18 protein-coding genes are annotated in these 22,642 nt (G+C 30.6%); 12 read left to right on the plus strand and 6 right to left on the minus strand.

The genetic code is table 11. The features are described from left to right. The first annotated feature begins 369 nt into the window (after positions 1–369). The 4 genes from CX675_RS19150 to CX675_RS19165 all read left to right on the plus strand — a co-directional run bounded on the left by CX675_RS19150 (position 370) and on the right by CX675_RS19165 (position 6,400). On the plus strand, positions 370–1,683 hold the full coding sequence (locus CX675_RS19150; RefSeq protein WP_130736867.1) for a TolC family protein: 1,314 nt from the start codon (positions 370–372) through the stop codon (positions 1,681–1,683). A 162-nt stretch (positions 1,684–1,845) separates the two neighbouring features. Further along, a complete protein-coding gene (locus CX675_RS19155; protein ID WP_130736868.1) occupies positions 1,846–2,922 on the plus strand; it encodes an efflux RND transporter periplasmic adaptor subunit in 1,077 nt (358 codons plus the stop codon). Between the two features lie 80 nt (positions 2,923–3,002). Next, positions 3,003–6,200 (plus strand): efflux RND transporter permease subunit, encoded by a 3,198-nt coding sequence (locus tag CX675_RS19160; protein ID WP_130736869.1) that lies wholly within the window; start codon positions 3,003–3,005, stop codon positions 6,198–6,200. Between the two features lie 11 nt (positions 6,201–6,211). Next, the gene (locus CX675_RS19165; RefSeq protein ID WP_130736870.1) at positions 6,212–6,400 is read left to right on the plus strand and encodes a DUF2892 domain-containing protein; all 189 of its coding nucleotides are present in this window, start codon (positions 6,212–6,214) and stop codon (positions 6,398–6,400) included. Positions 6,401–6,472: 72 nt separating this feature from the next. Here CX675_RS19165 and CX675_RS19170 read toward each other — a convergent pair whose 3' ends face one another. The 4 genes from CX675_RS19170 to CX675_RS19185 all read right to left on the minus strand — a co-directional run bounded on the left by CX675_RS19170 (position 6,473) and on the right by CX675_RS19185 (position 10,863). Further along, complete coding sequence (locus CX675_RS19170) at positions 6,473–6,811, minus strand: YbjQ family protein (RefSeq protein WP_240723696.1); 339 nt, start codon at positions 6,809–6,811, stop codon at positions 6,473–6,475. An 81-nt stretch (positions 6,812–6,892) separates the two neighbouring features. Continuing rightward, the gene (locus CX675_RS19175) at positions 6,893–9,406 is read right to left on the minus strand and encodes a carboxypeptidase-like regulatory domain-containing protein (RefSeq protein ID WP_130736871.1); all 2,514 of its coding nucleotides are present in this window, start codon (positions 9,404–9,406) and stop codon (positions 6,893–6,895) included. Next, complete coding sequence (locus CX675_RS19180) at positions 9,396–10,307, minus strand: FecR family protein (protein WP_130736872.1); 912 nt, start codon at positions 10,305–10,307, stop codon at positions 9,396–9,398. The genes CX675_RS19175 and CX675_RS19180 overlap by 11 nt, the downstream gene beginning before the upstream one ends. Before the next feature lie 43 nt (positions 10,308–10,350). Next, positions 10,351–10,863 carry an RNA polymerase sigma factor gene (locus CX675_RS19185; RefSeq protein WP_130736873.1) on the minus strand — a complete coding sequence of 171 codons (513 nt, stop codon included), beginning with the start codon at positions 10,861–10,863 and terminating at the stop codon, positions 10,351–10,353. Positions 10,864–11,112: 249 nt separating this feature from the next. On the opposite strand from CX675_RS19185, the gene CX675_RS19190 reads away from it, so the two are divergent. From CX675_RS19190 to CX675_RS19205, 4 genes are all read left to right on the plus strand, one after another. Next, positions 11,113–12,138, plus strand: a complete 1,026-nt coding sequence (locus CX675_RS19190) for a hypothetical protein (RefSeq protein ID WP_130736874.1) — start codon at positions 11,113–11,115, stop codon at positions 12,136–12,138. Between the two features lie 27 nt (positions 12,139–12,165). Then, entirely contained in the window at positions 12,166–12,615 is a 450-nt protein-coding gene (locus CX675_RS19195) for a hypothetical protein (protein WP_130736875.1), read from the plus strand. A gap of 142 nt (positions 12,616–12,757) precedes the next feature. Then, a complete protein-coding gene (gene ffh / locus CX675_RS19200) occupies positions 12,758–14,095 on the plus strand; it encodes a signal recognition particle protein (protein ID WP_130736876.1) in 1,338 nt (445 codons plus the stop codon). Between the two features lie 61 nt (positions 14,096–14,156). After that, complete coding sequence (locus CX675_RS19205) at positions 14,157–15,038, plus strand: bifunctional 5,10-methylenetetrahydrofolate dehydrogenase/5,10-methenyltetrahydrofolate cyclohydrolase (RefSeq protein WP_130736877.1); 882 nt, start codon at positions 14,157–14,159, stop codon at positions 15,036–15,038. 56 nt (positions 15,039–15,094) lie between these two features. Here CX675_RS19205 and CX675_RS19210 read toward each other — a convergent pair whose 3' ends face one another. Both CX675_RS19210 and CX675_RS19215 read right to left on the minus strand, forming a co-directional pair. After that, positions 15,095–15,298, minus strand: a complete 204-nt coding sequence (locus CX675_RS19210) for a hypothetical protein (protein ID WP_130736878.1) — start codon at positions 15,296–15,298, stop codon at positions 15,095–15,097. 69 nt (positions 15,299–15,367) lie between these two features. Beyond that, the gene (locus tag CX675_RS19215; protein ID WP_130736879.1) at positions 15,368–16,963 is read right to left on the minus strand and encodes a peptide chain release factor 3; all 1,596 of its coding nucleotides are present in this window, start codon (positions 16,961–16,963) and stop codon (positions 15,368–15,370) included. 309 nt (positions 16,964–17,272) lie between these two features. Between CX675_RS19215 and CX675_RS19220 the strand changes: the two genes are divergently transcribed. The 4 genes from CX675_RS19220 to CX675_RS19235 all read left to right on the plus strand — a co-directional run bounded on the left by CX675_RS19220 (position 17,273) and on the right by CX675_RS19235 (position 22,615). Continuing rightward, entirely contained in the window at positions 17,273–19,237 is a 1,965-nt protein-coding gene (locus CX675_RS19220) for a peptidylprolyl isomerase (RefSeq protein ID WP_130736880.1), read from the plus strand. Next, positions 19,237–20,085 carry a hypothetical protein gene (locus CX675_RS19225; protein ID WP_240723697.1) on the plus strand — a complete coding sequence of 283 codons (849 nt, stop codon included), beginning with the start codon at positions 19,237–19,239 and terminating at the stop codon, positions 20,083–20,085. The genes CX675_RS19220 and CX675_RS19225 overlap by 1 nt, the downstream gene beginning before the upstream one ends. Continuing rightward, a complete protein-coding gene (locus tag CX675_RS19230) occupies positions 20,069–21,427 on the plus strand; it encodes a peptidylprolyl isomerase (protein ID WP_130736882.1) in 1,359 nt (452 codons plus the stop codon). The genes CX675_RS19225 and CX675_RS19230 overlap by 17 nt, the downstream gene beginning before the upstream one ends. Before the next feature lie 234 nt (positions 21,428–21,661). Further along, positions 21,662–22,615, plus strand: a complete 954-nt coding sequence (locus CX675_RS19235; protein WP_130736883.1) for a MoxR family ATPase — start codon at positions 21,662–21,664, stop codon at positions 22,613–22,615. The last annotated feature ends 27 nt before the right edge of the window (positions 22,616–22,642 follow it).

Consider the following 22,642-nt stretch of genomic DNA (forward strand, 5'->3'; position numbering starts at 1 on the left):
TATTAAAATTAGGTACAAATCAAATTATGCTTATTACTAATTAAGTTTTGTTTGAGCCAAATTAAGTTATGCTTATTGCTAATTAAGTTTTGTTTGAACCAAATTAAGTTTTGCTTATTGCTAATTAAGTTATGTTTAAACCAAATTAAGTTTTGCTTATTACTAATTAAGTTATGTTTCAACCAAATTAAGTTTTGCTTATTACGAATCAAATTACGTTTCAACCAAATTAACTTCAGCTTATTCATTAAACCTTAAGTGGAACTAAAATAATTATGTAACTTTAGTTACAAGTCTGTGTAACTTTGGTTACCAATTGGGCCATTTTGCCATTGTACTTTTGTTTTAGAAATTAAGAACAAAATAGCAATGAAGAACATAAAATGGAACCTTTTTACAGGCGTACTCTTTTTTACAGCAGGAGTTTTTAGCCAAGAAACTATCTCAATTTCAAAAGAAGAAATACTACAAAAAGCTTCTGAGAAAAATTTACAAGTGCAAGCTGCTGAAGCATCTTACGAATCTACCAAAGCCGATTATCGTCAATCGAATGCTTTGTTTTTTCCGAATGTAAATGTGTCTTATACAGGTATGGTTACCACCAATCCGTTAATGGCATTTGGTTCGAAATTAAATCAGGAAATCTTAACCCAAGCTGATTTTAATCCTGCTTTGTTAAATAATCCCGATCAAACTCAAAATTTTGCGACTGTTATTGAAGTCAAACAACCTTTAATTAATGTAGATGGATTGTTTGGAAGACAAGCGGCAAAAGCCAAAATGGATGCTTTTCAATTGCAAACGGAACGAACCAAAGAATATGTGATCTTAGAAGTTTCTAAAGCTTACATGCAACTACAATTGGCTTACAAAGCAGTTACAGTTTTAGAAAAAGCCAATGAAACCGCAAAAGGAAATCTGAAATTAGTAGAAAATTATTTTAACAACGGCATGCTACAAAAAACTGATGTGTTAAATGTACAAGTTCGTGTAAACGAAATAACAAACCAATTGCAATATGCCAAAAGCAATGTGCAAAATGCATCCGATTATTTGGCTTTTCTTTTAAATGAAGATACCAATGGAAAAGTATATGTGCCAGCAGAATCTTTAGCAAATGAAGTAACCTTTGAAGTTGTTGAGGTGGATTTGAATACCAATAGGAAAGATATTCAAGCCATGGAAAAATCAACCGAAGCCTATAAAAAAATGTTTCAATCTTCTAAGTATGGTTTTTTACCACGTTTAAATGCGTTTGGAAATTATCAATTATACGATAGCCAATTCTTAGGAACTCAAGCGAAAGGCTATTTGATTGGAGCGCAATTGTCTTGGGATGTATTTGATGGCTACAAAAATATTGGGAAAACCCAAAAAGCAAAAGCCGATTTTAATAAAGCCAAAATTGAAACCGAACACTACAAAAAACAAAGCCTTTTAGAAATTACTAAAACCAATCGTCAATTATTGGATGCTGAAAATAAACTGCAATTAAGCCAATTGGCTTATGAACAATCTCAGGAAGTTTTTCGCATTCGTCAAAATCGTTTTGCACAAGGTTTAGAAAAAACAACCGATTTACTCGCAGCAGAAACACAAATGGCTCAGAAAGAATTGGAAGTATTGCAAGCTGTTTTTGAATATAATTTCACCAAAGAATATTTACAATTTTTAATGAAATAAATCCGTCAGTTCGAGTGTTTTTTATGAAATGCAATGCAATAAAAAATGTATCGAGAACAAAAAATATAAAGTAAAACTTCTCGATACGCTTCGCACTCGAAGTGACGTGAAGAGATAACAGAAAGTAAATAACCGTCAACAGACCACCTATACTAATAAAATATGAAAAAAATAACTTTAATTATAATCGTAACACTTGTCACAATGTCTTGTGGAAGTGAAACCAAGAATAGCACTGATACTTCCTCTCCAATCAAAGTGATGGTCTATGGGAAAACCAGTACTGCAACACAAACCTATGTGGCAGCAAGTGGAAAAATTGAATCTGAAAATAGTGCGAACTTGAGTACTAGAATGATGGGATTTGTAATCAAAGTACCTGTTAAAGTAGGACAGAAAGTAAAAGCAGGACAATTGTTAGTTAGTATTAACAACACCGATTTGCAAGCTAAAAAAGCACAAGTAGATGCTTCTATTATTCAAGCTACAGCTGCTTATAACAATGCTAAGAAAGATTATGAGCGTTTTACCAATTTGTTTGCGCAACAAAGTGCTTCTCAAAAAGAATTAGATGATATGACCGCTCGTTATGAAATGGCAAAAGCTGGTTTAGAAGCAGCGAAACAAATGCGCAACGAGATAAATGCCCAATTTGCTTATGCAAATATTACAGCTCCTTTTAGTGGAATAATTACCAATTCTTTTGTGAAAGAAGGCGATATGGCTAATCCAGGGATGCCTTTGATCAGTATAGAAGGTGCTCAAAAACTACAAGTTACTGCTATGGTTTCTGAAAATGATATTACTTCTATTACTAATGGGATGCAAGTAAAAGTGTTGGTAAAGTCGTTAGGAACCACAGTAAACGGAACAGTTAGTGAAGTGAGTTTGTCAGCTAGAAATACGGGCGGACAATATTTAGTAAAAATAGATTTAGAAAAAACCGATGCTAAAATTTTGTCGGGCATGTTTGTAAATGTACAATTTCCAATAGAAAAGCAACAAATCGCTAATGAAACCACTACTGTTTTGGTTCCTGAATCGGCTTTGATTAGAGAAGGACAATTGACAGGAGTGTATACTTTAGGCGATAATGATATTGCCATCTTACGTTGGTTACGTATAGGAAAAAAATATGGAAATGAGGTGGAAGTATTGTCAGGATTGTCAGCTAATGAACCTTATATCGTGGCTACAGAAGGGAAGTTGTATAATGGAGCAAAAGTGAGTATAAAGTAATCCGTCACAGTTTTGTCACTTCAAGCTGTCACCTCGAGCGCAGTCGAGAGGCGAGAAGTCTAACTTTTAAACTTAAAAAAATGCAAGAAGGTATATCAGGAAAAATAGCCCATTTTTTCATTAATTCGAAACTAACCATTTTATTAATGGTAGCTTTAATGATAATTGGCTCATACAGTTCGTTCTTAATTCCTAGAGAAGAAGAACCACAAATCAATGTTCCCATGGCAGACATCATGGTGGGTTATCCAGGTGCTAGCCCTAAAGAAGTGGAAAGTAGGGTAATTAAACCTTTGGAAAAAATCATTGGAAATATCAAAGGAGTAGAGCATATTCATAGTATGGCCATGAACGGTCAGGCAATGATAGTTGTACAATTTTACGTAGGAGAAAACAGTGAAGATTCTTATGTGAAGTTATATGACGAATTGATGAAACACCGCGATATGTTTCCTCAAGGTGTGTATCAACCTATGGTTAAAACACGTTCGATAGACGATGTTCCGATGTTAGGGTTAACGCTTTGGAGCGAAAATTATAGTGATTTTCAATTGCGTCAAATTGCGGAAGAAGTTACTTCGGAAATAGAAAAAGTAAAAGATGTAGCCATTACCAAAGAAATTGGAGGTAGAACACGAGAATTAAAAGTTGTGTTGGATAAAGATAAAATGGCTGAAAATAATGTGGATGCTTTGAGCATTATGCAAATGATTCAAGCCAATAATGGCAGTGCACAATCTGGAAATTTTGTTCAAAACGACACCGAATATTTAGTGACTACAGGGCAATTTTTAACGACTTCTGAAGATGTTGAAAATTTAGTTATTGGTGTAAACCAAAATAAACCCGTGTATTTAAAACAAGTTGCTATCATTCAAGACGGACCGCAAACTCCTAAAAATTACGTGTCTTTTGGTTACGGAAAAGCCAATGAGAATTACAATCAATTTAAATCAGAATATCCTGCGGTTACCATTTCTGTTGCTAAAGTAAAAGGAGCAGATGCCATGCAAATTGCAGATAAAATTCTGAGCAAAGTGGAAACTTTAAGAAAGAATTTAATTCCTACAGATGTTCATGTAGAAGTGTCTCGCAATTATGGAGAAACAGCGTCTCATAAAGTGGGAGAATTGCTATTGCATTTAGGAGTAGCCATTATAGCAGTTACTATTTTAGTTATGCTAGCCATGGGGTGGCGAGGAGGTTTAGTCGTTTTCTTTTCGGTGCCTTTAACCTTTGCTCTTACTTTGTTTAGTTATTATTTATTAGGATACACTTTAAATAGAATTACGCTTTTTGCATTGGTTTTTGTAGTAGGAATTGTTGTAGATGATAGTATTATTATTGCAGAAAACATGCATAGGCATTTTAAAATGAAGCGTTTGCCTTTTAAACAAGCTGCCATTTATGCCATAAATGAAGTAGGTAATCCAACCATTTTAGCAACTTTTACCGTTATTGCTGCCATTTTACCTATGGCATTTGTATCTGGAATGATGGGGCCTTATATGAGTCCGATGCCAATTGGCGCTTCAATAGCCATGTTATTGTCCTTATTTGTTGCTTTAACGGTAACACCTTATTTAGGATATCATTTGCTTCAGGAGAAAGACGAACAGGAGCACAAAGACGAACAAGGTTTAGAAACTAGTTGGATTTTTAAAATCTATAAGAAATTGGAACAACCCTTATTAGATAGTTCTGTAAAAAGAAATCTGATGTTTGGAATTACTATTTTGCTGTTATTAGGTTCTGTAGTGATGTTCTTTACCAAATCGGTTGCTGTAAAAATGTTGCCTTTCGATAATAAAAATGAATTCCAAGTAGTCATCGATATGCCAGAAGGAACAACTTTAGAAAGAACAGCAGTAGTTACTAAAGAAATTGCACAATATCTTACCACGATTCCTGAGGTAGTGAATTATCAAAATTATATTGGAGCGTCAGCACCTATTACATTTAATGGTTTGGTAAGACATTATGATATGAGGGGTGGAAGTAATATGGCAGATATTCAAGTGAACTTGTTGCATAAAGAGGATCGAGATTTGCAAAGTCATGATATTGCCAAACTTGTGCGTCCACAAATCCAAAAAATTGCTAAAAAATATGGAGCCAATGTAAAAATTGTAGAAGTGCCACCAGGTCCTCCAGTTTTATCTACTTTGGTAGCTGAGGTGTATGGTCCGAATTATGAGGAGCAAATTAAAGTTGCCCATCAAGTTAAGAGAATTTTAGAAACCACTTCGGATGTAGTGGATACCGATTGGATGGTTGAAGCTCCTCAAGTAGAATATAAATTGGAAATTGATAGAGAAAAAGCCATGCTAAATGGGATTGCTCCACAGCAAGTGGTAGGGAATTTAACCTATTTGTTAAGAGAAATACCAGTATCTAATTTATATGATGAACGTTCAAATAATCCTGTAGGTATCGTTTTGTCTTTGGCAGATGCTGATAAAACCTCACTTCAGGATATTGAAAACTTAAAAATTAAAGGCAATCAAGGAAATGTAATACCTGTAAGCGATTTGGTAAAAGTAAAAACAGATACTTTACAAAACACGATTTATCGTAAAGATCAGAAAAGAGTGGTGTACGTTTTGGCAGATATGGCTGGCGTTTTAGAAAGTCCAGTTTACGCTATCCTAGGAATGAATGAAAAATTACAACAAATGCAATTGCCTTCAGGATATAAAGTGGATGAATTGTATATAGATCAACCTTCAGATGAAAGTAATTTTACGGTAAAATGGGATGGAGAATGGCAAATTACGTTAGAAGTTTTTCGTGATTTAGGAGCCGCTTTTTTAGTGGTAATTATTATCATTTATATGCTTATTGTAGGTTGGTTCCAAAATTTTAAAACTCCTATAGTGATGATGGTAGCTATTCCATTATCTTTAGTAGGTATTGTTTTAGGACATTGGTTATTAGGCGCTTTCTTTACGGCTACTTCCTTTATAGGTATGATTGCATTGGCTGGAGTTATGGTACGAAATTCGGTATTATTAATTGATTTTATTGAAATACGTTTAAATGATGGTATCCCAATAAAACAAGCTATTATTGAAGCAGGAGCCGTGCGTACGACACCTATTTTATTAACTACAGGTGCAGTAGTAATTGGCGCTTCGATTATTTTGTTTGACCCTATCTTTCAAGGATTAGCCATTTCGTTAGTTGCAGGAGCTATAGTTTCTACTTTACTAACATTGCTTGTTGTACCGTTGATCTATTATATCACCGAGAGAAAAAAATGGAAAAAAAATAATTAAAAAAACACATTATGATAAATAGATTAATAAGAGCTATTGCAGGAACATTGATACTACTTAGTGTTCTGTTAGCGATGTATGTGAGCCATAATTGGTTATGGTTTACCCTTTTTGTAGGAGCTAATTTGTTACAATCTTCGATTACAAAATGGTGTTTAATGGAAGATATACTTAGGAAAGTATTCAAAATTAAAGAGTAAATATTTGAAAATAAAAAATGCCGTTGTATTAAAGCGGCATTTTTTATTGTTTATAGTAAATAATTCAAAGATTTATTTTTTTGCAATATATACGGCAGTCCCAGTTATGGTAACAGTTACATAATTACTTGCTGTTAATTCCATGTCAACATTTATCCCTACTACTGCATTAGCGTTTAATTTTTCAGCATTTTCTTTTAATTGAGAAAAAGCTTTTTCTTTCACTTCTGCGATACTGTCACTAATGCCTTCATAATATTTTTGCATGTTAAATGTCATTTTCATTTTTTGCATATTTACTGCTATTCCAGATACGATACCTAAATATTCAATTATTTTATAATCTTCAATTGATGGAGTGGTGGTTAAAATCATAATTTGTGATTTATAAGTTTGTTTAATTAGTCTCATAAAAAGTAGAAATGTTTCAATCTATTATATCATTTTGGTACAAAAACTAAATATTGAATTGTAATTTGATTACATTTCTTTTTAAAAAGAATATCTTAAGTAGATATTTGGGGTAATTTTAAGTGCATACGTATTTACTTTTTCAATCGAATTAGTATTTGTGTTAATCCTAAAATACTGATTTAAAATATTTTGATTGTTGAATAAATTTTGAATAGACGCACCTACTTGTAATTGTTTTTTTTCGCTAAAAGAGAAAGTGTAGCCAGCAGAAATATTGGTTTGGAAGAAATTTGGTAAGCGGTCAGAATTTGGATTTTGATATGTAATTGTGTTGTCTTGTATGGTGTTGTTTAAAGGAAATGTAGTAGGTCTACCAGTAAACCATCTACTTCCGAAAGCAATTTTAAAAGCATCAAAATGGTATACAATTCCGAAACTTACATTGTGTTGAATATCAAAATTATTAGGAAATTTTTCGGGGTTAAACATTTTGAAATCATAAGTGTTTTGCGATATAGTATAACTAATCCAAGACGTAAAATCATTAATTTGTTTTTGAATTAATAATTCTGAACCTATTGTTGTGTAATTGCCAATTCTATTTTCAAATTCTAATTGGTTTTGAAAACCCTGACTTTTTGTTGTAATACCAGTTACTTTTTTATAAAAATTATCTACTGAAAACAGCCAATTTTGTTTCTTAAAAGTAAAACCTACTGCAACTTGATCGCTTTTAATTATAGGGATGTCTTGATTATTCACTAAAATCCATCTTCTTTTTTCTACGCCTAAAAAATCTTGTTGTAAGTCTATGATTTGAGTAGTTGTTTGGTGTTTTTTTTCTGCTAATATTTGAGTTGAGAATAAATTTGATAATTGGTAATTAAAACGGAATCTTGGTTCTAAAATAAAAGAGTTAAAAGGTGTAATAAAGTTGTTTCTAATTCCAAAACTACTTTCTAATTTTTTGTTTTTAGAAAAATATTCAAGTTCAGAAATAAGTGCATGATTGTGTAGTACTTCTTTTGTATTTCTAAAAAATGAAGGAGAATTAATTTGGTCTGTATTGCGAATTCCAATCTCATGAAATTGATATCCATTTTTAAATGTGAAAAAAGGATTTAAAATAGTATGGTGTTCTACATGAAAACCTGTATCTAAAACAGTGTTTTCTTGTGTAAATATTTGATTACCATTAATAGATTCATTTCTAGAATCTACTTTGTAATTTGAAGCATAAATGGTAACTAAAGAATTGTTTTTAGTATTCCAATTTCGTTTAAATAAAAGACTTCCTCCAAAAGATTGTTGGTCTAACGAACTATTTTTGGTAATTGCATTATTGTTTTCAATTTTAGACTGATTAAAATTCAGTTGATTAGAAATTGTAATAAAGTTTATTTGTAGTTTGTTTTTTTCGTTTATTTTTTGGTCAAATTGAATTGAAGTATCGTAAAAGTAAAAATTAGCATCTGTTGTAAAATCAATATTTTGATTGTCTTTAACAGAAGAAACCACTGTATTCTGAAAAATACGCTCAAAATAATTATTGTATGTAGGGGAACGTAAAAAATCGGTATAAGATCTTCTGCCACTAATAGTTAGAGAAGCCTTTTTTGAAAGGGAAAAACTTTTATTAAAATCAATATTAATTAAATTAAGGCCAATAGCACCCGTATGATTAGTTGTTTGAGTTGTAATAGAAATGGTACTAGAAACACTTTCTCCATAAAATGCAGAACTTCCGTTTTTAATAATTTTTATTTTATTCGGTAAATTTGGATTTAAAATTGAAATAAGTCCATAAAAATGACCTGTTTGAAATAGTCTTATTTCATTCCATAAAAATAAATTTTGATCATGAGAACCACCTCTTACATTAATATTAGAAATGGTTTGATCTATACTGTTAATGCCAGGTAATTGTTGCATTGTTTGAAAAACGTCTGGTTCGGTTAAACCAGGTAAAATAGAGAATTTTTTAGGTTGAATTTCAAACGAACCATCACTATTTTTACTTATTCCTTTGGTTAAATATACTTGTGCAATAACTTCTTTTAATTGATTAGAATTTGGTTCTAAGAGCCATTGTGAGCAATCATTTTTTTTTAGCTCAAGAGGTTCTAGGTACATTTTTTTATAGCCTAAATGGCTCACTTCAATTGTATTTGAAGAATTATAAGTTAGTTCGAAATAACCCTTTTGATCAGAAAGGGCAAAAGTATCGCTGTGGTTAAAATGTACCGATGCATTTTCAATTTTTTCATTGGTTTCAGCATCAATTAAATAGCCACAAATTTTAATGTCGTGGTTTGCGATTATAGCAATATAGTTTTCGGTTGCAAAATGAAATTGTAAATTACTATTTTGTGAAACATATTGTAATTTGTTTTTTAAAGTTACTTCTTTTGTAGGAGGAATCATTTTAAAAGAACTAATGTCGGTTTCAAGATAATTAAAAGTTACAAGATGCTGTTTTTCTATATTAGATAGAATTATTTTTAATTCAATAACATTGCCTTTATCCTGAGCAAAAGGGTTCAGAACAAAGGCAATAAAAAATAAGTATGAAAATAAAAGATTAAATTTCATTCCTTTTCTTCAATTCATATTGAAAGGCAGAAATTTTTATCGGTTGTAATTGATAGGTCGAGGCAATAATTTCCAAAGCTACATCCAAATTGTTGTTTGGGACTTTTCCTGTAAAGAGTTGGTTTCCAAATTTAGAATTATACTTTATAGAAATATTGTATTGACGTTCAATTTCTTCTATAATGTTTTTTAATTGTTCTTTTTCAAATACTATTTCATTTCTTAACCAGCTAGGAAAAGTTTCTGTAGTTTTTGATTTAATAATAATTTCATTGTTTTCAAATGAAACTTTATCACCTTGTTTTAGAATGATAATTTCGTTGTTTTGATTTACTTGTACACTTCCTTCAAAGCAAATTACGTCAAAACGCTTATTTCTTGTTTTAACATTAAATTGAGTTCCTAAAACAGTTACCTTGCCTAAGCTTGTATTAACATCAAATTTTTTTCCTTTAGCCACTTTAAAATATGCTTCTCCATCGAGATGCAAGATTCTGTTGTTGTCCCAGTTTTCTTTTTTATACTTTATTTCAGAACCAGAATTTAAAGTAATTTCAGAGTTGTCTGGTAAAACAAATACAGATTTTTTGCCATTTTTTGCCATTTCAGTTACCAAATTATTTTCTTGGTAAAACATAAAAATACCTAAAGAAACAAGAATTAATGCTACAATTCTGAAAAACCAGTTTTGAGCCATTTGAATAACTTTAGAGGAATCATCTTTGCTTACTAACACTTTGTTTAGCATGTTTTCTTCGTCAAAATCTTTGGTCTTTAATTCTGCAGAATGTGTTCTAATTTTTTCATATAAAGAAAAATCATGACTTTCTTTCAGGTCATGTAACTCTTGTTCGGATAATTCATCATTCATCCATTTAGCAAGTGTATATTTTTCTTCCATTTTAGGTGCTCTTTAATTATAAACAAATAAATAAGGCTTTACCCTACTTAAAATTAGTAATCTCTTTTTTTATTTGTACTAAAGCTAAGTGGATTCTTTTTTCTACAGCCTTAATACTTATATTTAGTTCTTCTGCTATTTCAGCATATTTTTTTCCATCAATACGATGCATTAAAAAAGCAACGCGTTGTGTCTCGTTAATATTGTTTATGGCTTGTAATAATTTCTTTTTAAATTCTTCTTCTTCAAGAATATAATCTGGACTTTCATTGTCTGTGTCCTTTGTATGGTTATTTTTTGAATATTCTAATACTACTTTTTGATGAGAAATTACATTCAAAGAAGCATTATTTGCTACTCGATAGATATAAGCTTTTGCTTTTTCAATTGGTACATCTTTGCAATTTTGCCATAACTTTACAAAAGCTTCTTGTGTGATGTCTTCTGCTAATTCTTCATTGCCAAATTTATATAAAATGTAATTTCGTAATGCTTTTGCATTTAATCTAAAAAAAGCAGTAAAATTTTTCTCTTCACAAATGTTTTTCTCTTCCATTAAAAAAATATAAAAAAACAGGTAGGGTAAAATTGAAAATAACTGTTTTGTCTATAGAAGCAAATTTATGAAAATAAACGAAACAAACTAAATTTTTATAATACGAGTATGCAAACAGAGAAAAAGACTTTTGAAGAAAAGAAGATAAATTATAGAATTATTCAAACCATGATTTGGGGATTAATTTTGTTACTTGTTTATAATTTGTATACATTATATTAAAAAATTAGTGATTCATATTTGATATTTATGAAAATTTTTAACAGCATATTATTAAGCTCTATTTTCTTTTTAACGTTTTCTTGTCAAAATGAAGAAAATGACATAGAAGTTGATTCTAGAAGTACTTTAACGTCTAATGCACCTTTGTTTCAATTAGTGGAAAGGGTTGTTCAAAACCCAACTTCTTTAGACAATGTTTTAGATAGTTCTAGTTGTTTTGCAGTGCAATTACCAGTAACCATTATTGTTAATAGTCAACAAATTACAGTTAGTAGCGCAGCAGATTATCAATTGGTACAAGATGCAATTGATGCTTTTTCAACAGATGACGATATTGTGAATTTTATATTTCCTATTACAATACAATTTCAAAACTTTGACACACAGGTAATTGTTGATTCTGATGCTTTGGAAGATGTTTTAGAAGGTTGTGAAGATGGCGAAGATGAATTTAATGAGATTGAATGTATATCGTTTCATTATCCTATAGTCTTAAATACATTTGACAGTACAAATCAATTAGCTACAACAGTAACATTTCAAAATGATATCGATTTTTATAATTTTCTAGATGATATAGATGAAACCATTTACATTGCCATTAATTATCCTATTTCGGTAGTAAATTCGAACAGTCAAACGGTTATTATTCATTCTAATGCACAATTAGAAAATGCTTTAGAAGAAGCGATAGAAGAGTGTAATGCTACTAGTAATATTACGTTAGCTTCCGTAATTACAGATGGAACTTGGAGGGTTTCTTATTTCTTTAAAAATAATTTAGTGCAAACCAATGATTTTGTAGCTTATGAGATAACGTTTTTTCCAAATGAAACAATGCAGGTTGTAGGAAATGGAACTGTGGTTAATGGCGTATGGACAATAAATGCATCTGGAAGTGAAAGGAAACTAGAAATTGAATTAGAGGGCAATTCTTTAATTCGATTAGAAGAAAAATGGAAAGTTATTGAATATTCAGAAACATTAGTAAAAATGAGATTAGTAGGAGAAGGAAATGGAGGAAATAATTATCTATATTTAACCAAAAATTAAATAGTTGATAATTAAAAAACTCAAAAAATGAAAAAGGAAAAATTAAGTTACTTATTGTTCGTATTTTTATTGTTAAATGTAATTACATCTTGTACCAAAGACGAGAGTAGTTCTTCAGATAAAGCAGATCCTAGTCCTGTAATTAACACAGTGAGTCAGGGTACTTGGAAGATTACTTTTTATGAGGATTCAGGAACAGACGAAACTTCTAGTTTTGAAGGATATACATTTACTTTTGGAAGTTCGAATGTGGTTACAGCTACCAATGGAAGTAATACCTACACAGGAACATGGTCAGTAACAAATAATAATTCGAATAGTTTGCATTTTAATATATCATTTAACTCTCCAGTATTGTTTTCTAGTGAATTAAATGATGATTGGGATATTATTACTTACTCTGCAACAGTATTAAAATTAGTTGATAATAGTGGATTAAGCAATGAAAAAGATTATTTAACATTTTTGAAGAATTAAAATTTGGTTTTTTATTAGTTGCCCCAATTCCATGAACCAGTCTTGTTTAAAGACTGGTTTTTTTATTATAACAAGTTATCTTCTCACTTTGAAACTTTTACACTTTATCTTATATTTGCCACTTATTAAAATCAAAACCATTATGTTTAATAATTTAACTGATAAATTAGATAAAGCGTTTCATATATTAAAAGGACACGGTAAAATAACCGATGTAAATGTAGCTGATACTTTAAAAGAGGTAAGAAGAGCGCTTTTAGATGCGGATGTTAATTTTAAAATTGCCAAAGATTTTACTACTAAAGTAAAAGAAAAAGCAATAGGTGAGAATGTATTAACTACATTACAACCAGGTCAATTACTGGTTAAAATTGTAAAAGATGAGTTAACTGAGTTGATGGGGGGCGATGTTGCAGGTATCAATTTATCAGGTACTCCTTCTGTGATTTTAATGTCTGGTTTACAAGGTTCAGGTAAAACCACTTTTTCAGGAAAATTAGCTAATTTTTTAAAGACAAAAAAGAATAAAAAACCATTATTAGTTGCTTGTGATATTTATAGACCTGCAGCAATTAATCAGTTGCATGTAGTAGGTGAACAAATTGGAGTTGAAGTATACTCAGAGCCAGAGAACAAAAATCCTGTTGAAATTGCTCAAAACGCGATTAAACATGCTAAGTCAAATGGGTTTAATGTTGTAATTGTCGATACAGCGGGACGTTTAGCAGTTGATGAGGAGATGATGACTGAAATTGCTAATGTACACAAGGCAATTCAACCTCATGAAACATTATTCGTTGTCGATGCAATGACTGGTCAAGATGCTGTAAATACTGCTAAAGCCTTTAATGATAGATTAAACTTTGATGGGGTAATCCTTACAAAATTAGATGGAGATACCAGAGGTGGTGCGGCTATTTCAATTAAATCGGTAGTGAATAAACCAATTAAATTTATTGGTACTGGTGAAAAAATGGATGCTATCGATATTTTCTATCCTTCACGTATGGCAGATAGGATCTTGGGTATGGGAGACGTTGTTTCCTTAGTTGAGAGAGCTCAAGAGCAATATGATGAAGAAGAAGCTAGAAAATTACAGAAAAAAATTGCGAAGAATGAATTTGGATTCGATGATTTCTTATCTCAAATTCAGCAAATTAAAAAAATGGGAAGCATGAAAGATCTTGTAGGTATGATTCCTGGAGCAGGAAAAGCCTTAAAAGATGTTGAAATAGAAGATGATGCGTTCAAACATATAGAAGCTATTATACAGTCTATGACTCCTGCTGAGAGAAGTAAACCATCACTTATTGATGTAAAACGTAAAACAAGAATAGCAAAAGGTTCTGGAAGAAAAATTGAAGAAGTAAATCAATTGATGAAACAATTTGATCAAATGAGTAAGATGATGAAAATGATGCAAGGTGGTGGCGGTAAAAATCTTATGAAGATGATGGGCGGTATGAAAGGAATGAGATAATATAAAGACGCGAATATTCGCGTCTTCTTTTTTATATAAAATAACTACTAACAACAACAAAATGAATTTATTAGACGGTAAGAAGGTTTCTGATGATATTAAAAATGAGATAGCAGCAGAAGTCTTAAAAATGAAAGAAAATGGAGAGAAAGTGCCTCATTTGGCTGCTATAATTGTAGGTAATGATGGAGCCAGTTTAACTTATGTTGGAAGCAAAGTAAAGTCTTGTGAAAGAGTTGGTTTTGAATCTACTTTAATTAAAATGCCAAGTACAACTTCTGAGACTGAACTTTTAAAGAAGATAAAAGAATTAAATGAAGATGATAATATCGATGGGTTTATTGTTCAATTGCCGTTGCCAAAACAAATAGATACTCAAAAAATTATTTTAGCTATCGATCCAAGTAAAGATGTAGATGGATTTCATCCAGAAAATTTTGGAAAAATGGCTTTAGATATGACTACTTTTATTCCAGCAACTCCTTTTGGAATTTTAGAATTATTAGAACGATATAATGTAGAAACAAAAGGGAAGCATACTGTTGTAATAGGTAGAAGTCATATTGTGGGAAGACCAATGAGTATTCTAATGGGGAGAAAAGGATTTCCTGGAAATTCAACAGTTACTTTAACACATAGTCATACTAAAAATATAAATCAAATTACCAGTCAAGCAGATATTATTATAACTGCTTTAGGAGTTCCCAACTATCTAAAAGCAGAAATGATTAAAGATGATGCCGTGATTATAGATGTAGGAATTACAAGGGTTCCAGATGAAACAACTGAAAAAGGATACAAGATTACTGGTGATGTTGATTTTGAAAATGTTTCTAAAAAAGCATCTTATATTACTCCTGTTCCTGGTGGTGTAGGTCCAATGACAATTGCCATGTTATTAAAAAATACTTTGTTAGCTAGAGAGCAAAAAAGAAATAGATAGTAAAGTTATAAATACTAAAAAAATAAAAAAGTTGCTTTTAAGCAACTTTTTTATTTTTAAATATGTTCTATGTTTTTAAATTTCCTTTTGAAAAAAAATATCGCAAATAAAACTCCAGCAGTACCAAGCCATATTAATTTTGAATTTATTGGAGCAGATGGCGGATCATCGTCAGCAGGAGGATCTACTTGTGCAAACCCTACAAACCCATACAGACACATAAGTAGCGTTAAAAAAGCTGTAAAAAATTTCGATTTCATTTTGTAAAAGGTTAATTTATTAGCAGTATTGTTGAATACGATTCAATTTATTGCAATAATATTAAAAAATTATGTAATACGAAAATCTGAAGTGAAAAATAATTCTACCGATGGATATTTCTGTTTGGTCATTTGAATAGAGAATTCACTGTCTGCTAAAAATACTAATTGTCCATATTTATCATGTCCTAAAAATTTTTGCTTCACACGTCTGAACTCTTGAAATTCTTCATTTTTTGGATCTTTTGGTCTTACCCAACAAGCTTTATGTGCTGGGAAATTCTCATAATTGCATTTAGCACCATATTCGTGTTCTAAACGATATTGAATAACTTCGTATTGAAGTGCACCTACAGTACCAATAACTTTTCTTCCATTCATTTCTAAGGTGAATAATTGAGCTACACCTTCATCCATTAACTGGTCGATCCCTTTTTCCAATTGTTTGGATTTTAAAGGGTCGGCATTATTTATATATCTAAAATGCTCAGGAGAAAAACTAGGAATCCCTTTAAAATTCATTTTTTCACCCTCTGTTAAAGTATCTCCAATTTTAAAATTTCCTGTATCGTGAAGTCCTACAATATCTCCTGCATAAGAGATATCAACAATTTCTTTTTTTTCAGCAAAAAAAGCATTTGGACTAGAAAATTTAATGTTTTTCCCTTGTCTAACATGTAAATAAGGCTTATTCTTTTCAAAGGTACCCGATACGATTTTTACAAAGGCCAAACGATCACGGTGTTTTGGATCCATATTTGCATGGATTTTAAAAACAAATCCACTAAATTTTTCTTCATCTGGAGCAACTAATCGAGTATCAGATTCTTTTGCTCTAGGAGTTGGAGCAATATCAATAAAACAATCGAGAAGTTCTCTTACACCAAAATTATTTAAAGCTGAACCAAAAAATACAGGTTGTAATTCGCCTTCTAAATACTCTGATTCATTAAAATCTGGATATACTTCGCTTATAAGTTCTAATTCTTCACGTAATTTTTGTGCTGGTTTTTCACCTATAATTTTTTCTAACTCTTTGTTCTCTATATCTGAAAATGCAATTGTTTCTTCTATATTTTTTCGGCTATCTCCTTCAAATAAATTGATGTTTTTTTCCCAAATGTTATAAATTCCTTGAAAATCATAACCCATACCAATGGGATAACTCAACGGAGTAACTCTTAATTTTAATTTTTGCTCTACTTCATCCATTAAATCAAATGCGTCTTTTCCTTCTCGGTCTAATTTATTGATAAAAACGATCATTGGAATATTTCTCATACGACAAACTTCTACTAGTTTCTCCGTTTGTTCCTCAACTCCTTTGGCAACATCAATAACAACAATAACGCTGTCAACAGCAGTTAAAGTTCTGAAAGTATCTTCTGCAAAATCTTTATGTCCTGGCGTATCTAGAATATTAATTTTTTTGTCTCTATAATTGAAGGCTAATACAGAAGTAGCAACAGAAATTCCTCTTTGACGTTCAATTTCCATAAAGTCTGAAGTAGCTCCTTTTTTTATTTTATTGCTTTTTACAGCACCAGCTTCTTGAATTGCACCACCAAAAAGTAATAACTTTTCAGTTAAAGTTGTTTTTCCAGCATCTGGATGAGATATAATTCCAAAGGTTCTTCTTTTCTTTATTTCGTCTTTAAAACTCATTTTTGATATTTTTTGCAAATATATAACCTTTTGGAAAACCTGATTTAATATTTTATTAGGGAAATCAATTGAATATAAAGAATGTAGATTTTATGTCACTTCTTTACTTTGATTTTTAAAAAAATAAATAGATGTTTGTCTACAAGTGAATAATTTAGAATTAGATTAATATGTTATAGATCTTTCTTTTTGCATTCTTTTCAGTAGCTACTTTTTTGTTAATAATTTTTTGTTAATAGGTCTTTATATAGTTGCTATATACATTTGAATTATTATTTTTGTGGGTTAGAAATAAAAAACACACATCATATGAGAAACATAGCATTGGTTTTAATTTGCTTTTATGCTTCATTATTTTTACAAGCTCAAGAAAAAGAAGTATTATTTACAATTGATAACCAACCTTTTTACACAGATGAATTTACAAGAGTTTATAATAAAAACTTAGATTTAGTAAAAGATGATTCTCAAAAAGATTTAGATAAATATTTAGAACTTTTCTTAGGGTATAAGTTAAAAGTTCAAAAGGCAAACAAACTAGGTCTTCAAAATGAAGCAAAATACCAAAACGAATTGCAATCTTATAGAACGCAGTTAGCTAAAAACTATTTAAACGATTCTAAAGTAACTAATGTATTAATAGAAGAAGCTTATGATCGAACAAAAAATGAAATCAGGGCCTCTCATATTTTAGTGCAAATTTCCGAGAATGCATCTCCAGCAGATACTTTAAAAGCGTATAATGCCATTATGAACCTGAAAGCAAGAGCAGAAGGCAATGAAGGATTTGAAGCAGTAGCAGCAAAATATTCTGAAGACCCTTCAGCTAAAGAAAATAAAGGCGATTTAGGCTATTTTACAGCTTTTAAAATGGTATATCCTTTTGAAAAAGCAGCTTTTTCCACTTCAGTAGGAAAAATATCAAATCCAATAAGAACACGTTTTGGATACCATATCATTAAAGTGACCGACAAAAGAGAAAATAGAGGTGAGGTTACCGTGGCTCATATTATGATCTTAAAGCCAAATAACGAGGACGCAGCTGCACAACAAAAAGCAAAACAAACGATAGAAGATATCTATAAAAAAATTCAACAAGGAGAAAATTTTGAATCTTTAGCAAAACAGTTTTCTGAAGATAAAACAAGTGCTGTAAATGGAGGTGTATTACAACGTTTTTCTGCTGGTCAACTTACCTCAGTAGAATTTGAAAATGTTGCTTTTTCATTACAAGACAAAAACCAAATTTCTGAACCATTTGAATCAAAATTTGGTTGGCATATTGCAAAACTTATAGATAAACATCCAGTTCCAAGTTTAGACGAAATGCGTTATGATTTGGAAAATAAAATTAGAAGAGACGAAAGGTCTTTAATTATAACAAATTCATTGGCAAAAAAAGCTCGGAACAAATACCCAATTTCGGTTGATGAAAAGTTACTAGCAAAAATAAAAGGTATTGTTACTAATGATTACTATAATCAATCTTGGAATGCTCCTGAAAACTTAAGTGGTTTTGATGCTTCAGTAGCCGTAATTAATTCAGATGAAAAATTAGTAGCTAAAGATTTTATTAATTATTTGGTTACCCAACAAAAAGTAGCTGCTAAAACAAGACCTATTGCTAAATTAGTTGAAGAAATTTTTCAGAAATATTTAGACGAAAAAGTAATTGCCTACTATGATAATAATTTGGAAAAAGAATTCCCAGAGTTTAAATATGTAATGGATGAGTATAGAGATGGATTATTGCTATTTGATTTAATGGAAAAAGAAATCTGGGTAAAAGCAAAAACAGATACTTTAGGTCTACAAAAATTCTATGAAAACCACAAAAATAACTATATGTGGAAGAAAAGATTAAATGTAGATTTACTTTCTTCAACAGATAATAAAATCATTAAAAAAGCACAATCTTATTTAAAAAGTGGTAAAACTTTAGAATATATTAAAGAAAAACTCAATAAAGACGACAAAATAAACGTTATGATTAAATCTGGTGTTTATGAAGAAGATTATGACGTGCTTCCAGAGTTTCAAGTTGAAAAGAAAGGAGTTACAGGAATTATTTCTAAAGGGGAATATTATTTTACAGCATTGGTAAATGAAGTAAAACCAGCTGAACCAAAAGCTATTGCCGAATGTAAAGGAAAATTAATTAATGATTACCAGCAATTTTTAGAAAATAATTGGGTAGACGAGTTAAAGAAAGAATTTAGTGTTAAAGTGGATCAAACCGTATTTAACAAAATAAAAAAACAGCTAAATAAATAATGAGATTTTTTCAAATCATCTTACTTATTGTTTTAACGACTTCATGTGATTATTTCAGGAAGCCAAAAGAACCTTTGGCAGTGGCTCGAGTGGGAGATGATTTTCTTTACCAAAAAGACATCCAAAATCTAGTGCCCAAAGGAACTTCTAAACTCGATAGTATTGCCATTGTTGAAACGTATTTAGATCGTTGGGCTACACAAAAATTATTATTTAACGGAGCAGAAATAAATCTTTCTCAAGAAAAGACGGAAGAGTATGAAGCACTAATTAATCAATATAAAATTGATTTATATACTAAAGGTTATTTGGAACAATTGGTTTTTAAAAAAATTGATACCATCGTAACAGAAGATCAAATCAAAGAATATTATGAAAAAAACAAGCAATTTTTCAAAAATCCAACAGAATTAGTAAAACTACGTTATATTAATTTAGTTAAAGAAAATCCAAAGTTTGAAAATATTAAAGCAAAGTTTACTTCCTTTGCTGCAAAAGATATTAACTATTTAGAAGATTTATCCATTCAGTTTAAAAGTTACGCTTTTAATGATTCCATTTGGGTAGATATAAATCAGGTATTTCAAAAAATTCCGTTTATAAATCTCGAGAATAAAGAAAAATATCTTGTGGACGGTATAAATTATCAATATCCAGATTCCACAACAGTTTGGTTAGTAAAAGTAAATAAAGTTTTGCCAAAAGATAGTGCTACACCGTTACAATTTTTACGACCAACCATAAAACAGGTGATTATTAATAATCGAAAATTAGAATTAATAAAGACAATAGAAAAGGAAATAACAAATGATGCAATCAAAAATAAAAAATATGAAGTGTATAAATAAAAAATCGCTACTAGCACTTTTTCTGGTTTCAATTACAGGTGTTTTTGCTCAAGCTCCTAAAGAAAAAGTTGATGGTGTGGTAGGTGTTGTAGGGGATTATGTTATTTTGGATTCTGATATCGATTTAGAATATATTCAATTAAAGGCGCAAGGAGTAGATACAAAAGAGATTACACGTTGTGAGCTCTTTGGAAAACAATTAGAAGATAAATTATATGCCCATCAAGCAATACAAGATAGTATTATTGTTTCCGATGAAGAAGTAAATAGCTATATGGATCAACAAATAGATGCCATGGTTGAGCAAGTTGGTTCTTTAGATAAAGTGATTGCTTTTTACCGTAAAAAAAATATAGATGAGTTTCGTTCTTATTTTTTTGATATTATTAAAAATAATAAGCTAACGTCTCAAATGCAGAAAAAAATTGTAGATGGTGTTGAAATTACACCAGAAGAAGTACGCAACTTTTTTAAATCAATTCCAGAAGATGAGATACCTACTTTTGGCGCAGAAGTAGAAGTAGCACAAATTGTAGTAAAACCAGTTGTTTCTGAAGAAGAGAAGCAAAAAGTAATCGATAAATTGAAGCAAATTCGCCAAGAAGTTATAGAAGGATCTAGTTTCTTTAGTAAGGCTGTCTTATTTTCTGAGGATGAGGCATCAAGTCCAAATGGAGGGTTTTATAAAATAAACCGTAAAACTAATTTTTTAAAAGAGTTTAAAGATGTTGCTTTTTCTTTAGGTGAAGGAGAAATATCTGAACCTTTTGAAACGATTTACGGATATCATATTATTATGGTTGAGAAAATTAAAGGACAGGATATAGAACTAAGACATGTTTTAATTTCTCCAAAACAGACTCCAGAAGCGATAAAAGAAGCTAAAGAAAAAATTGAACAAATTCGTACCAAAATTATCAACAAAGAAATTTCTTTTTCTGATGCCGCTAAATCTTCTTCAGATGAAAAAGAAACCCGCAATAATGGAGGTGTACTGTTAAACCCTAGAACATTAGAGCCTCGATTTGAATTAACAAAAATGGATCCTGCTTTATACGGTCAAATTTCAAGTCTTAAAGATGGTGATATTTCACAACCGATTTTAAGTGATGGTCAACAAGGAACAGGAAAGTTTTATAAAATTATTACAGTTAATAATAGAACTGAAGAACACAGAGCCGATTTTGCAAAGGATTATTTAAAAATTAAAGAATTAGCTTTAAGAGATAAGCAAATTAAGACCATTGGTAAATGGACAGAAGAGAAAATCGCTGAAACCTATATAAAAATTAGCCAAGATTATAAAAATTGTGAGTTTACTAATAACTGGTTAAAGCAATAAAGAGTTTACTTAATTTTTTTTACAGAAAGCGAGTGGTTAGGTCAAAATTTGTTTGTGTTTCCTGCCATTCGCTTTTATCGTTTCAACTTTTAAAGAAACTAAATGCTAAAATGTAAAGTAAAAAAAAATCAACCACACGGTTAAGTCTAAATAGTAAAATGCTTCTGTTTTTGTAAGTATTTTTTCTTACTTTAGTAACCATAAAAATAGAATATTTAAATAGCACCATATAATATGTCAGATGTAGCAACCATTCAACAATTGGTAGAAAAACAAAAAGCATTAAAACAAGAGATAGCCAAAATAATTGTAGGACAAGATGAAGTAATTAACCAAATCGTATTGAGTATTTTTGCTGGAGGACATGCCTTATTAATAGGAGTTCCAGGTTTAGCAAAAACTTTAATGGTAAATACTATTTCTCAAGTATTAGGGTTAGACTTTAAACGTATTCAGTTTACTCCAGATTTAATGCCTTCAGATATATTAGGAAGTGAAATTTTAGATGAAAACCGTCAGTTTAAATTTATTAAAGGACCTGTGTTTTCTAATATCATTTTAGCCGATGAAATTAATCGTACACCTCCAAAAACACAAGCTGCTTTGTTAGAAGCTATGCAGGAAAGAGCTGTAACTGTTGCAGGGCATAATTATAAATTAAATTTACCATATTTTGTATTAGCAACCCAAAATCCTATTGAGCAAGAAGGAACTTATCCTCTGCCAGAAGCCCAATTAGACCGTTTTATGTTTGCTATAAAATTAGAATATCCAACCTTTGAAGAAGAAGTAAATGTGGTCAAAGCAACAACTTCCGATTTTAAACCAACTGTTAGCCCGTTGTTTACTGCGGAAGAAATTATTCATTTTCAAAATGTGATTCGAAAAATACCTGTGCCAGATAATGTAATTGAATATGCAGTAACTTTGGTTAGCAAAACTAGACCCGATAATCCTCTTACAAACGATTATGTAAAAACATATATCGATTGGGGAGCAGGACCAAGAGCATCTCAAAATTTGATATTAGCAGCTAAAACACAAGCAGCATTAAAAGGAAAATTTTCTCCAGATATTGAAGATGTTCAAGCTGTTGCAACTGGAATTTTACGTCATCGTATTGTGAAAAATTACAAAGCAGATGCCGAAGGAATTTCAGATGAAGAAATTATCAAGAAATTGTTTTAAAAAATAACTTTAAAGTTTCTACAATGC

It is taken from the genome of Flavobacterium sp. J27, assembly GCF_004303025.1.
GTDB lineage: Bacteria > Bacteroidota > Bacteroidia > Flavobacteriales > Flavobacteriaceae > Flavobacterium.